Origin of the sequence: Halosubterraneus shenae, assembly GCF_050510935.1 — an archaeon.
Lineage (GTDB): Archaea > Halobacteriota > Halobacteria > Halobacteriales > Haloferacaceae > JBDGPU01.
The window spans coordinates 20,592-33,782 of record NZ_JBNLVO010000008.1; the positions used below are offsets into that span (position 1 = coordinate 20,592).

The window sequence follows — 13,191 nt, forward strand, 5'->3', positions numbered from 1 at the left end:
GCCCTCGGCCGCTCTTTATAAGCGCCTTTAAACGCGTGATACGGTCTTGCTCTCGACAGCACCGCAAACACCCGGAAAGCCCTCGGCCGCTCGCGGTCGCTGAGCGACATATCTGGACCTCTCCGCACCGCCCGGTCCAGATAGGGGTCGACTCAGCGACTCCCCTTCGGCGCGACCGGCCGCGCCCTTTCAGTCCGCCAGGACCGCGACCGCACGGCAACCGCGACAGCACCGCGACTGACCAGCAACCGCAAGCCTCGGCCCTCCCCAGCCTCGGCCGGGGCGCGCCGGCACCGCAACGCACCGCTCGGCGCGCCCCGGCCTCCCTCGCACGCGTTGCTCGCGCGCGCCGGCCTCCCGGCACCGCACACCAAACCGCCGGCGGACAACGACGGCGACCCAACCGCCGGGAGTGACGCCCGGCCACCACTCCTCGGGCGGGACTGAAAGGGGCAGCCGCTGAGCGGGACGCTCTGCGAAGTAAGCACCGGAGCCAGCGAATGAGCGAACGCAGTGAGCGAGTGAGCTGGTGAGGAGCGCAGCGAGCAGCGCGACCGCTCAGCGGCTGGGGCTTTCTACCTGTGCCAAGTGGTATCGCCGGTGACGACAGCCGAGTTCATTTATAAAACAGCGCACTCCACAACCTGCACTTTCAGGCTACCACGGGCGCTACTCACTGAGCAAACTGGGTCGGCACAGAACGCTATTTAAAAAGATCCGATCGATCAGACCGGGTCGCCGAAGGCGTACACCGTGTTCTGGCCCGTTACCTCGACGGTGGTGAAGTCGCCGGGCTCGAGGTCGTGCTCGGGCGCGTTCTGGACGATGATCTGCCGGTACGCGGAGTCCCGGCACTTCACGGAGTCGCCCGTGCCCTGCTCGACGACGAGGACGTCCTGGGTCGTGCCGACGAGTTCCTCGTAGGCCTCGCCGACGACGTCCATCTTCAGCTCGGACATCGCCTTCGAGCGCTCCTTCTTGACGGTGCCGCCGAGGCCCTTCATGTCGGCCGCGTCCGTGCCGGGGCGCTTCGAGAAGCGCGTGACGTTGATCTTCTCGGGCCGGACGTCGGCGAGCAGCTCCATCGACTGCTCGTGGTCGGCCTCCGTCTCGGTCGGGAAGCCGACGATGAAGTCCGTCGAGAGCGTCCAGTGGTCGAGCGTCGCGTCGAACGTGTCGACGATCTCCTTGAACTTCTCGACGCGGTGCTGGCGCCGCATCGACTCGAGTACCTCGTCGCTGCCGGACTGGACCGGCGCGTGGATGAAGTCGTAGAGCTTCTCGTTTTCGGCGAACACGTCGGCCAGCTCCTCGTGGATGCCGTGGATGCCGCCGGGGTTCGCCATGCCCAGCCGGACCCGGAACTCGCCGTCAATGTCGCAGATGCGGTTGAGCAGCTCGGGGAGCTTCCGGTCGCCCTCGTCCCAGCCGTAGACGCCGGTGTCCTGGCCGGTGACGCGGATCTCCTTCGCGCCGGCGTGGACCAAGGCCCGCGCCTTCTCGACGTTCTCCTCGATAGTGGGGGAGTCGACGCGGCCGGTCGCGAACTTGGTGATGCAGTACGAGCAGTTCGACATGCAGCCGCGCGCGATTGGCAGGATGCCGACGACGCCGTCGAGGACGGGCTCCGTGTCCGGGGTGTGGGTCGGACACTCGCCGTTCCGGACGGCCTCGGGCACCTCGTCCCAGTGGAGGACGTCGGCGTCGACGTCGGCCTCGCGGAACTCCTCGCCCTGGGCCAGCGCCATGCAGCCCGTAACGATGAGGTCGGCCGTCTCCTCCTCGAGCTCCTGCGCGCGGCGGAGCATGTTGCGCTCCGTCTTCTCGACGACGGTGCAGGTGTTCAGAATGGCGACGTCCGCGTCCTCGGGGCCGTCGGCCGGGTAGTGGCCCCCGTCCCGGAGCGTCCGCTCGATCTCACGGCTCTCGCCCCGATTGGAGGTGCAGCCGTAGGTCTCGATGTGATACGTCGCCATCGCTTACGGGTGTTACAGGGCCCGTGGGCAAAAACACGACGGATTCGGGAGGCGACGGCGCACGCTACCGCGTCGCAGGGGCGAGGCCCGGCCAACGTGGTTTTCCGTGGGGAGCCAGAAACCATATACATGGGCTTTGGCAGCTACGATGAATCCGAACAGGAGTCACCGAGCCAGGACGACGAGGACAAGGGTGAAGGGGTAACTGTCCACGAGAACGACCACGACGGCGAAGTGTCCTTCGAGAGCGAGGCCTCGACCGACGACCTGGTCGGGCGCCTCCAGGAGATGAAGGACGACGAAGACGACGAATAACTGGCCGGTTCGGCTCGAACTTCTCTGTACTGCACTCGACTGCCGAGCGCCGGCGTCAGTCGGTGGTACTTTTAAAAGAAAGCCGGTCGCCCCCTAGTTCCCGGAGGGGGCGTCGTCGGTCGGGGAGCTCTCGTCGACGGGCGTCGGTTCGTCGCCCTCGTCGGTCGGGGCGGCCTCGTCGGCCGACGGAGTCTCGTCGCTTTCGGCGGACCCGTCGCTCCCGACGTTGGCTCGCGTCCCGCTCCCGAACAGCCGGTCCCACAGCGACCGCTCCGACGGGCGCTCCGCGAGCAGCACCGAGCACTCGACCTCGTCGACGACGTCGTACACGAGCGAGCGGTTCAGGAGCCGCGAGAGGAGGCCGCGCTCGGTCGCACCCATCACCAGCATCGTCGCGTCCCGCGCGTGGCGCTCGATCGCGCCCTCGACGTCGCCGCTCGTGTCGACCGAGAGGGTGGCGTCGTCGAGGCCGTGCTCCTGGGCCCAGCCGCCGAGGAACTCCGTGCCGGCCGCGCGCTCCTCGTCGCTGTCGACGACGTGGAGCAGCTCCACCTCGGCGCCGCGGGTGTCGCGGAGCACGCGGGCGACCTCGGCGGAGACGTCCGAGTCGGTCCCGCCGGCGGTCGGGACGAGCAGGTGCGAGGGGTCGAAGCCGCGGTCCTTCAGGACGAGGAAGTCACACGGGAGGTTCCCGGCGAGCTCGTCGAACGTGGACTCGACGCGGCCGGCCGACCAGAACGGCTGGTCGCCCCAGCCCATCACGACGAGGTCGGCGTAACCGGTCTCGGCGGCGTCGAACACCTCCTCGAACGAGCGGTGGGAGATCACGGTCCGCGTCTCGACCGGGACGTCGAACGTCGTCGCGTCCTCGCGAGCCGACTCGAGCAGCTCCTGTGACTCGGCGTCGATGCGCTCCGTCTGCTCGGAGCCGGCGTACAGGGGCGTCTGGTCCGGCACCGTGACGATGTGGACCGCCTCGACGACGCCGTTGTTGGCCTTCGCCATCAGCGACGCCAGCTCGATGAGGTCCTGCTCCGTCCGCGGGTTCGCCAGCGGCACCATCACGCGGTACTCGCCGCCCTCGGGCTGGATCGACTCCGCGGCGGAGACGGCGGGCTCGGGCATGCTCTCGGCCTGAGAGAGGATGTACTGCCCCAAGTATCCTTGGTGGGTCGTCTCACGGCGCGCGTAGAGGAAGTACCAGCCGATCGCGGCGGCGACGAAGCCGAGCGAGAGGGCGATCTCGATCGGGGCCATGAACGTTACGAGCCCGAGCGAGAGGCCGGCACCCAGGATCGGCGTGATCGGGTACAGCGGGACAGTAAAGTCGGGGTCGTACTCCGGGACGTCGGCCTCGCGGAAGACGATCAGCGCGAGGTTCATCAGCGCGTAGACGATGAGGTGGAGCACCGACGCCGCCTTCGCGAGGACGGCGATGTCGCCGCCGAGGACGACGATCGATAGCAGGATCATCCCGCCCGTCACGAGGATCGAGCGGTACGGCGTCGCGAACTTCGGGTGGATCTCGTTGAGCCAGTCGGTGACGATGGCGTCCCGCCCCATCGCGAAGTTGATCCGCGCCGACGCGAGGATGGACGCGTTCGCGGAGGAGGCCGTCGCCAGCAGCGCGCCGAGGGTCATCACCGTCGCGGCCGCGGCGGCGACGCCGGAGACCTCGCCGAGCCCGGGGAGCGCGACCGAGCTCGGGAACGCGACCGTCGCGGCGTTCGCGACGGGGGCATCCAGGTCGAGGTCAGTCCACGGGACGACCCCGAGCATCACCGTCACGAGGATGCCGTAGATGACCGTCACGATGCCGACGGACCCGATGATGGCGATCGGGAGGTTCCGGCCGGGATTCTTCATCTCCTCGCCGACGGTCGCGATCTTCGCGTACCCGAGGAAGGAGACGAACACCAGCGCGGTCGCCGGGAGGAGTTCACCGTACCCTATCGGAGCGATCCCGCCCTCGCTCGTCAGCGTCGCCCAGTCGAAGGAGAGCCAGCCGGCGACGGCGAACGCGCCGAGGATCGCCAGCAACGTGAGCACGATGATCGTCTGGAGCCCGCCGGTCTCCTTCGCACCGATGTAGTTGACCGCGACGAACACCGAGCCGGCGATGATGGCGCCGACCTGGACCTCGTTGAGGAACAGGAGGCTCGGAATCGGCGCCAGCGTCGCGAGGTACTGGCCGAACCCGATGGAGTAGAACGCTGAGGCGAACGCCAGCCCCATCCAGTCGCCCATCCCCGCGACCGAGCCGAACATCGGCCCGAGCGCGCGGTTGACGTAGTAGTACCCCCCGCCGGCCTTCGGCATCGCCGTGCCGAGCTCGGAGACGGACAGCGCGTTCACCATCGCGATCACGCCGCCGACGATAAAGGAGATGACGACGATCGGACCGGCCTCCCGGGCGGCGACGCCGGGAAGGACGAAGATACCCGCGCCGATCATCGTCCCGATGCCGATCGTCATCGCGGAGAGGAGCCCGAGGTCCTTCGCGAGCTCGTCGTCGCTCATCGGCAGTCACCTCCAGCCCGGATCGCGAACCGGTCGGCAGCGGCTCGTTGTGAAATCATACCCGATCCAGCGGTGGCACTCACTTAATCTAACTGGTGTGAGATTACGGATACAGTAATTTACTATTTATAAGAGATAGCTATTCAAAAGATACTCAACGAATTTTCACGGGTTCCAATACCAAAGCAGACGGTACCACGGCTATCAATACGACCACCGTCGGCGTCGGCAACGTCGTCGTCTCACTCACCCCGGAACGCCGCGAGCACCTCGTCGTCGACGCCGCCCCGCGAGAAGATGGTGACGACGTCGCCGGCCTCGACCGTCGTGTCGCCGTGCGCGGTCCGCACCTCGTCGTCGCGCTCGATGGCGATGACGAGTGCGTCGTCGCTGATGATCCCCCGACTCGAGGCCGTCGCGAGCGTCAGGCCCGCGATCGGCGCGTCCTCCCGGACCGTCATCTCGGCGACCTCGGAGCCGCCGGAGAGGCTAACGAAGTCGGAGATGCTCCCCTGGCGACCCTGGTCCGGGCTGTACGGGGTGTACGGGTGGTGCGTTTCCGACTGCACCAGGTCCTCGTCCTCGATCTCGACGCCAATCCCGGTGATCGCGCGGGCGATGCGCCGCAGATCGGTCGTGTCCTTGCCGACCGCGAGCACGTGGAGGTTCCGCCGGCCGGTCATCAGCTCGCGGACGTTGACGACGCCGGGGATCGCCCGCACCTTCGCCGCGAGCTTCTCGCGTTCCGCGACCGGCGCGTTACAGAGGTAGAGGTTCCGCAGGCGGCCGTCGGCCTGCTCGAAGTCGACGGCGGCGTGATAGCCAGTGATCACGCCGGCCTCCTCGAGCCGGCCGATCCGATTGCGGACGGTCCCCGGCGTGACGTCGGCCGCCTCCGCGATCTGCGGGGCCGAGGTCCCGCGGGCGTCGTCCATCAACGCGTGGATGATCCGGCGGTCCAGGTCGTCGAGCCGATAGCTCATGTCCGGGCCGAGGCCGTGCACTCACAAACGTGTTGCCGTCGCGACCGACTCCCGACTCCTCGCGACCGACTCCCGACTCCTCGCGACCGACTCTCGACTCCTCGCGACCGACCGCTACTCCGAGAACCCCTCGACGATCGCGACGCCCGAGGACGCGCCGATCCGCTCGGCGCCGGCGTCGAGCATCGCCAGGGCCTCCTCGGCCGAGCCGACGCCGCCAGAGGCCTTCACCGGCAGGTACTCGCTCATCAGCTCGACGTCCGGAATCCGCGCGCCGCCGTCCGCGAAGCCGGTCGAGGTCTTTACCATGTCGGCGTTGGCGGCGACGGCGGCCTCGCAGGCGCGACGCTTCTCGGCGTCGGACAGCAGCGCGGTCTCGATGATCACCTTCACCGGCACCGCGACGGCCTCGACGACGGTCGCGATCCCCTCGGTGACGACCTCGTCGTCGCCGGCTTTCAGTCGGCCGACGTTGATCACGAGGTCCAGCTCGTCGGCGCCGTCGGCGACGGCGTTCTCGGCCTCGTCGCGCTTCGAGGCGATCGAGCCCTGGCCGTGCGGGAAGTCGATCACCGTCGCGACCGTCGTGTCGGGGGCGTAGTCGACGGCCTCGGCGACGTAGCAGGGAGGAATACACGCGTTCATCCCGTACTCGGCGGCTTCGTCCAGCACGGTCCGGACGTCCGCCCACGTCGTCTCCGGCCCGAGCACGGTGTGGTCGATGCTCGCAGCGAACTCCTCGCGGTTCATGTCCGGCGAATTCCGGCGCTCGGTGAAAGGTGTGTGGGTCCGGCCCCGAGGACCCCGGTGGATCCGCCCGCGAGCGGTCCCGCCCACGAGGGGCGCGGGAGTTCGCATGCCCTTATACCGGAAGCCGCGCAAATGGGCGTATGACCCGTTTCGAGGCCGCCGAGGAGACCGAGCGACTGAAGCTGTTCGCGGACGCGATCACGGCCCACCGCAACCGCGGCAGCACGGTGATGACCGTCGACGTCGACCCCGAGAGCGACACGACCGAGAGCGAGGGGGAGATCCCCCCGTGGATCCAGCTGGCCGGCACGGAGGTCGTGCTGGACTGCACGGACGCGGAGCTCGAACGTCTCAAGGACCTCGTCGGCGACTACCCCGAGTTCCGGATCGACGAGCTCGAGAGCCCGGAGGAAGCCGAGGGGACGAACGCTGTCGTCACGGCGCGCTCGGACGCCAACCGCATTGCCGACTTCTTCGAGCGCGCCTTCCGCGAGGTGTACGAGCTCGAGGAGGACTTCAAGGCCTGGGTTACCCAGATCTAGGGGCCGGCGACGACCGTCGCCGGATCCCTGCACGCCAGCCGGTGCCACACCTTGCGCACGACAGCACGACTAAGGGCGATGACGACGAACGCGGGGGTATGAGTGACCTGCTCGCGCGCCCGCTCGTCCCGGTCGCGAACGAGGACGACGCCGTGGCCACGTACGAGAGCCTTCGGGAGTATCTCGTCGACGACGACGGCACTCCCCTCGTCGTCAACGTCATCGAGAAGGCCGGTGGGGCGCCGGACAAGGCGGGCGTCGAGCAGCGACAGAAGGCCGCCGAGGCCGCGTTCGAGGCGTTTCGCGAACGCGCGGCCGCCGACGACCTGACGGTGAAAACCGAGATCATCTACGGAACGGACGTCGCGGACGCGATCATCGACCACGCTCGCGACGTCGACGCATCCGCCATCGCCTTCCACTCGCGCGGCGGCGGCGCGCTCCTGAACGTCCTCTCCGGCAGCGTGCGAACGAAGCTCGTAACGGAAAGCGACCGACCAGTCATCGTCCTCCCGAACAAGTGAACTACCCACGAGAACGCAACGACGTCACCATCGATAGCATCGGCCAGCGCAACAGCAACAGGCGCCCGTACGGAGGTGGCCTGTGAGCGCTGACGAGGAGCTCGCGAAGGACCTCGGTCCCCTCGCGGCGCTGACGATCGGGATCGGGACGATGATCGGCGCCGGCATCTTCGTCCTCCCGGGAACCGCCGTCGCCCGGGCCGGGCCGCTCGCGGCCGCGACGTTCGTCATCGGCGGGGTCATCGCCCTCTTCACGGCGCTGTCGGCCTCCGAACTCGGGACGGCGATGCCAAAATCCGGCGGCGCGTACTTCTACGTCAACCGCGCCCTCGGGCCGCTGTTCGGCTCGATCAGCGGCTGGGCGAACTGGATGGGGCTGGCGTTCGCCTCGGCCTTCTACATGTACGGCTTCGGCGAGTACGTCAACGCCCTGGTCGGCGCGCCCGCGCTCGCGATCGGGCCGCTCTCGCTGTCGGCCGCCAAGACCATCGGCCTGCTCGGCGCCGTGCTGTTCATCGGCGTCAACTACCTCGGGGCAAAGGAGACCGGCGGGCTCCAGAACGTCATCGTCCTGACGCTGCTCGGTATCCTGGGCGTGTTCACCGTCGTCGGCCTCGCGAATGCCGACATGGAGAGCCTCCGACCCATCGCCCCGCCGGGGGCGACCGCGGAGGTGTTGCCCGTCACCGCCATCGTCTTCGTCTCCTACCTCGGCTTCGTCCAGATCACGTCCGTCGCCGAGGAGATCAAGGAGCCGGGGAAGAACCTCCCGCGCGCCGTCATCGGATCGGTCGTCATCGTGACGACTATCTACGCGCTGTTCCTCCTCGTGCTGCTCGCGGCGGTGCCCACGGAGCTCGTTGCGAACAACGACACCGCCGTCGTCGAGGCCGCGCAGCTGCTGTTCGGAAAGTACGACGTGTTCGGCTTCGACCTCGGCGGGCTCGGCTGGGGGATCCTCCTGCTCGGGGGGCTGCTCGCGACCGCCTCCTCGGCGAACGCGTCGATCCTCTCCTCCTCGCGCATCAACTTCGCGATGGGTCGGGAGAAGATCGTCACCCCGAAGCTGAACCGGATCCACCCGCGGTTCGGCACGCCGTACCGCTCCATCGCCGTGACGGGCGCGCTCATCGTCGTCTTCCTGCTCGTCGGCAACCTCGAGCTGCTGGCGACGGCGGGCTCCGTCCTGCACCTGATCGTTTACGGGCTGCTCAACATCGCGCTGATCGTCATGCGCGAGGCCGATCCGGAGGGGTACGAGCCGGACTTCGAGGTCCCCTTCTACCCGTTCGTCCCGATAATCGGCGCCATCACGTCGTTCGCGCTGATCGCGTACATCGAACCGCTGGTCATCCTCCTCTCCGGCGCGTTCACCGTGTTCGCCGGGCTCTGGTACCTGCTGTACGCCCGGCGACACGTCGAGACGACCGGCGTCCTCGCTGACTGGGTGATGGACCGGTCCGAGGAGCTCCCCGACGCGGCCGTCTCCGCGGCAACGACGGTCAAGCCGGAAGGCGGCGAGTACCGCGTGATGGTCCCGCTCGCGAACCCGGCCACGGAGAAGCACCTCATCTCGCTGGCCGCCGCTATCGCGAATCAGCGCGACGGCAAGGTCGTCGCGGTCAACATCGCCAACGTCCCGGACCAGACGTCGCTCGAGTCGGCCAGGGAGCGCGGCGCCCACGACGCGGCCCACGACCTCCTGGAGACGGCGAAGGCGGACGCCGAGACGTTCGGCGTCGACGTGGAGACGCACGTCGTCCTCTCCCACCGCACCTTCGAGGAGGTGTTCGACGCCGCGACGACCTACGGCGCGGACATGACCGTGATGGGCTGGGGCGAGGACTCCCACGGCGCGCCGGGGCGGGCCGAGTCCGCCATCGACGAACTGGCGAAGTCGCTCCCCTGTGACTTCCTCGTGTTCAGGGACCGCGGCTTCGACACCTCGCGGATCCTGGTGCCCACGGCCGGCGGCCCCGACTCCGAGCTGTCGGCCGCCGTCGCCCGGATGCTCAGGGCCGAATTCGGCTCCGCGGTGACCCTGCTGCACGTCGCCGACGACGTCGAGGCCGGCCGCGAGTTCCTCGAGGCGTGGGCCGACGAGCACGGTCTCGCGGACGCGGAGATCCGGGTCGAGACGGGCGACGTGGAGTCCCGCATCGCCGAGGCGGCCGAAGCGGCGACGCTGCTGGTCATCGGGGCGACCGAGAAGGGGCTGCTCTCGCGGCTCGTTCGCGGCTCGCTCGTGCTCGACGTGCTGTACGACGTCGACTGCTCGGTCCTGCTGGCGGAGCGGGAACACGAGCGCTCACTCTTCGACCGACTGCTCGGGTCGGGTGCGCGGGCGACGGAGCCAGCCGAGACCGGGGTGGAAGCGGAGCCGACGACGCCGACGGTCGACCCGGATTCGCCAGCCGACGGCGACGGCGAACCGACCGAGTCGTAGTCCCGGCCCCGTCACGCCTCGAAAGGCGGTTCGCTCGCTATTCCGGCTTCCCGACAGCGTCTCCAGCCGCCGGCGTCGCCCGCCAGCGAAGGTAGAGGTAGCTTACTACGGGAATGATGGTGAGCGCGAGCGTCGCGAGCGCCCAGGCCAGCGGGGCGCGGCTCCCTCGTGACTTTGCGTCCTGATAGATCCAGGCGGCCATCCCGACGACGATCGCGTAGACGGCGCCGTAGTAGAGCACCGACCGGACGGTGGCGAGGTCGACGAAGAGCGGATCCATTGCCGGCGCTAGGGACGTGATTTAAAAGAGGATGCCGGTTCAGGGGTCGTCACCGACGACGGCGGGGTCGGTGAGGTCGGCCGCGAGCACGAAGTCGGGTTCGTCCGAGACGGCTGTCCTGGTCGCTGCCGTGTCGCTCACGGCCGCGACCGTCTCCGGGATGAGCACGCGCGTCTCGTCGGCTCCGACCGCGGCCGCGTCACGCGCGACGGCAGCGTAGAGGGCGGCGGCCGCGTCGACGTCGCGCCACGCGGCGACGCCGTAGATCGCCCGCGAGACCGTCTCGCCGGCGTCGTTCGCGCCCTCCCTGACGTACGAGCGGTAGGTCATCGCGGCGACGCCGTCGTCGCGGACGGTGATGAGCCGGTCGTCGGCCGCAGCCGCCCGCAGCTCCTCGCGGGTGAGCGCCGAGCAGGCCCACGACTCCGCGGCGTCCATCGACAGCCCGCGGAGGTGGTCGCGGGCGTCGCTGTCGGTCCAGAACGACCAGGCCGCGTTCGGGTCCGGCGCTGGCGCGGAGCCCACGTCCGTTACGTCGGCGGCGACGGTGAGGTCCGCGGCGCGGTCGGCGGAGGGGGTCGCCTCCGCGTTCGGGGTCGGCATCGCGAAGCGGAACTCCGTGCAGGGGCCGAAGCCGACGGACCGCGACTGGCCGAGTCCGGCGACGTTCCAGGAGAAGACCATGTTCCGACAGACCGTCGCGCCCGCCTCGCGGGCCCAGCCGAAGATGGCCTCGGAGAGTCGCGGGGAGAGCCCGAGCCCGCGACAGTCCGGGTTGACGCGGATCCCCTGGCCCCAGGCCTCCCAGTCGGAGAGCATGACGCCCTGAATGCAGCCGGCGACGACCTCGTCGTCGACGACGGCGTCCGGATGCTCGAGGTCGCCGAGCGCGTCGCGCGGGACGGTCGCGACGAAGGTGCGCTGGGTCTCGTCGTCGGTCTCGACCCACTCCGGGAACGTCTCCGGGATGTAGTCGCCGTGTTTCTCGCCCCAGGTGTCCTGGGTGAACGCGGCGACGGCCGGCGCGTCGGCCGGCTCGGCCTGGCGGACCTGGACCGGAACCTCGTCGGCCGCCTCGCTACCCCCGCTCATCGCCAGGGCTGGGACTGCTCGGTCAGTTCGCCGGCGAGGTCGGTGCGCATCGTGCTGGCCACGTCGTCGGAGTTCGCCTCGGCCCACAGCAGCTTCACCTTCGCCGTGCCGGGGAGCGTGTCGCCGGCCTCGATCACGCCGGCGTCGAGCAGGTCGCGGCCGGTGTCGTACACGCGGTCGCAGACGCGTCCGTCCAGACACTGGCTCGTCATGACGACTGTCGTGCCGTCCTCGACGAGTTCCTCGACGCGCGGGATGAAGTCCGTGTGAATGTGGCCGAGCCCGGTGCCCTCGATGACGACGCCGTCCTTCCCGTCGAGATAGTCCCACGCCGCGGGATCCATCCCCGGCGTGAACTTCACGAGTTCGACGTCGCTCGCGAGGTCCGGAGCGATGGCGAGGTCGGCCTCGCCGCGTGCCCGGTAGTCGCGGCGGAACTCGAACGCGTCGGCCGCAACCGCTCCCTCGGCGCCCTGCTCGGTTGCCGTCTCGTACGCGATCCGGGCGAGCGGGTTCGCGCCGACCGTCTCGAAGGCGTCGCGGCGCGAGGTGTGGTTCTTCCGGACGCGCGTGCCGCGGTGGAGCGCGCAGTAGTCGTCCGACTGCGTGGCGTGCATGCAGACGAGCACCTCCGCGGCGTCGGCCTTCGCGGCCTCGACCGCACAGACCGCGTTCATCACGTTGTCGGAGGACGGCCGGTCCGCGGAGCGCTGCGAGCCGGTGAAGACGACCGGCACCGGCGTGTCGAGCATGAACGACAGCGCGGACGCGGAGTACTGCATCGTGTCAGTCCCGTGCATGACGACGACACCGTCGGCGCCGGCCTCGATCTCCTCGTGGACCGCCTCGGCCAGCTCCTGCCAGATCGGCGGCTCCATGTTCTCGGAGAGGATGTTCGCGACGACGCGGCCGCGGTAGTTCGCCCGGCCCGCGAGGTCCGGCACCGCGCGCAGGACGTCCTCGGCGTCGAACTGCGCGGTCACCGCGCCCGTCCGGTAGTCGACGGTCGACGCGATGGTCCCGCCGGTCGAGATGAGCGAGATGGTCGGGAGGTCCTCCTCGAAGGTGATCTCCGAGACGCCGCCCGGTTCCGTCTCCTCGCCCTCCTCGACCTCGTACACGTCCGATTCGAGCACCTCGACGTCGGCCTCGTCGCGGTCGATCCCGACGTTGTAGCCGCCTTCGAGCTTCACGACGAGGTGCTCGCCCGTCGAGGACGGCATCAGGACGCCTTCGTTCTCGACGCCCGCGCGCTCGACGCGGACGCGATCCCCTGGTTGCATGCGTACGGCTTCCCCGGCGTCGGACTTGAATCCAACCGTTCCGATTCGAGGAATCCTGGTCGGGTGTGGATGGATTTCTCGATACTCTTTCAGTGGATGTCGGTCGCGATCTCTCGAAACCTTCCGCCGTCGAGGGTTCGAGCTTATAAATTGGATAAGCTATCGTCGCTTGCGACACCACTCAGCATGCCTCGAAAGCCCCAGCCGCTGAGGCGGTCGCGCTGCTCGCTGCGCTCCTCACCCGGTTCGCTCACTGCGTTCGCTCACCGGGTTGTGGTGCTTACTTCGCAGGGCGTCCCGCTCAGCGGCTGCCCCTTTCAGTCCCACCCGGGAGTGGTGGCCGGGCGTCGCGAGCGGCGGTTCATAGGCCATCGTCGACCGCCGGCTGCCCGGCGTGCGGTGCGAGGCTGTCGGCGCGCGCGAGCAACGCGTGCGAGGGAGGGCGGGGCGCGCCGAGTGGTGTCCTCGTGAGCGGAGCGA

Annotated in this window: 11 protein-coding genes; 4 read left to right on the forward strand and 7 right to left on the reverse strand. The window is 68.9% G+C overall.

Annotated features, from left to right (window positions below):
• Positions 1-725: 725 nt before the first annotated feature.
• Positions 726-1,976: a tRNA (N(6)-L-threonylcarbamoyladenosine(37)-C(2))-methylthiotransferase gene (locus ACQE3M_RS15020; RefSeq protein WP_430506345.1), complete on the reverse strand. Its 1,251-nt coding sequence runs from the start codon at positions 1,974-1,976 to the stop codon at positions 726-728.
• Positions 1,977-2,105: 129 nt separating this feature from the next.
• Here ACQE3M_RS15020 and ACQE3M_RS15025 point away from each other — a divergent pair, with 129 nt between their 5' ends.
• Positions 2,106-2,291 carry a DUF5786 family protein gene (locus tag ACQE3M_RS15025; protein WP_430506346.1) on the forward strand — a complete coding sequence of 62 codons (186 nt, stop codon included), beginning with the start codon at positions 2,106-2,108 and terminating at the stop codon, positions 2,289-2,291.
• A gap of 93 nt (positions 2,292-2,384) precedes the next feature.
• Here the strand turns inward: ACQE3M_RS15025 and ACQE3M_RS15030 are convergent, their stop codons facing one another.
• From ACQE3M_RS15030 to deoC, 3 genes are all read right to left on the reverse strand, one after another.
• The gene (locus tag ACQE3M_RS15030) at positions 2,385-4,811 is read right to left on the reverse strand and encodes an amino acid permease (protein WP_430506347.1); all 2,427 of its coding nucleotides are present in this window, start codon (positions 4,809-4,811) and stop codon (positions 2,385-2,387) included.
• Positions 4,812-5,053: 242 nt separating this feature from the next.
• Positions 5,054-5,794: an Lrp/AsnC family transcriptional regulator gene (locus tag ACQE3M_RS15035; RefSeq protein ID WP_430506348.1), complete on the reverse strand. Its 741-nt coding sequence runs from the start codon at positions 5,792-5,794 to the stop codon at positions 5,054-5,056.
• Positions 5,795-5,908: 114 nt separating this feature from the next.
• Positions 5,909-6,544: a deoxyribose-phosphate aldolase gene (gene deoC, locus ACQE3M_RS15040; protein ID WP_430506349.1), complete on the reverse strand. Its 636-nt coding sequence runs from the start codon at positions 6,542-6,544 to the stop codon at positions 5,909-5,911.
• Positions 6,545-6,684: 140 nt separating this feature from the next.
• On the opposite strand from deoC, the gene ACQE3M_RS15045 reads away from it, so the two are divergent.
• The 3 genes from ACQE3M_RS15045 (at position 6,685) to ACQE3M_RS15055 (ending at position 10,056) form a co-directional block, all read left to right on the forward strand.
• Positions 6,685-7,086 (forward strand): hypothetical protein, encoded by a 402-nt coding sequence (locus tag ACQE3M_RS15045; RefSeq protein ID WP_430506350.1) that lies wholly within the window; start codon positions 6,685-6,687, stop codon positions 7,084-7,086.
• A gap of 98 nt (positions 7,087-7,184) precedes the next feature.
• A complete protein-coding gene (locus ACQE3M_RS15050) occupies positions 7,185-7,610 on the forward strand; it encodes a universal stress protein (RefSeq protein ID WP_430506351.1) in 426 nt (141 codons plus the stop codon).
• 82 nt (positions 7,611-7,692) lie between these two features.
• Positions 7,693-10,056 carry an amino acid permease gene (locus ACQE3M_RS15055; protein WP_430506352.1) on the forward strand — a complete coding sequence of 788 codons (2,364 nt, stop codon included), beginning with the start codon at positions 7,693-7,695 and terminating at the stop codon, positions 10,054-10,056.
• Between the two features lie 37 nt (positions 10,057-10,093).
• Here the strand turns inward: ACQE3M_RS15055 and ACQE3M_RS15060 are convergent, their stop codons facing one another.
• Genes ACQE3M_RS15060 through gatD form a run of 3 tightly spaced genes read right to left on the reverse strand, consistent with a single transcriptional unit; the run spans position 10,094 to position 12,711 of the window.
• Entirely contained in the window at positions 10,094-10,336 is a 243-nt protein-coding gene (locus tag ACQE3M_RS15060; RefSeq protein ID WP_430506353.1) for a hypothetical protein, read from the reverse strand.
• Positions 10,337-10,375: 39 nt separating this feature from the next.
• The gene (locus ACQE3M_RS15065) at positions 10,376-11,428 is read right to left on the reverse strand and encodes a GNAT family N-acetyltransferase (protein ID WP_430506354.1); all 1,053 of its coding nucleotides are present in this window, start codon (positions 11,426-11,428) and stop codon (positions 10,376-10,378) included.
• On the reverse strand, positions 11,425-12,711 hold the full coding sequence (gene gatD / locus ACQE3M_RS15070; protein WP_430506355.1) for a Glu-tRNA(Gln) amidotransferase subunit GatD: 1,287 nt from the start codon (positions 12,709-12,711) through the stop codon (positions 11,425-11,427). The genes ACQE3M_RS15065 and gatD overlap by 4 nt, the downstream gene beginning before the upstream one ends.
• Positions 12,712-13,191 lie beyond the last annotated feature (480 nt).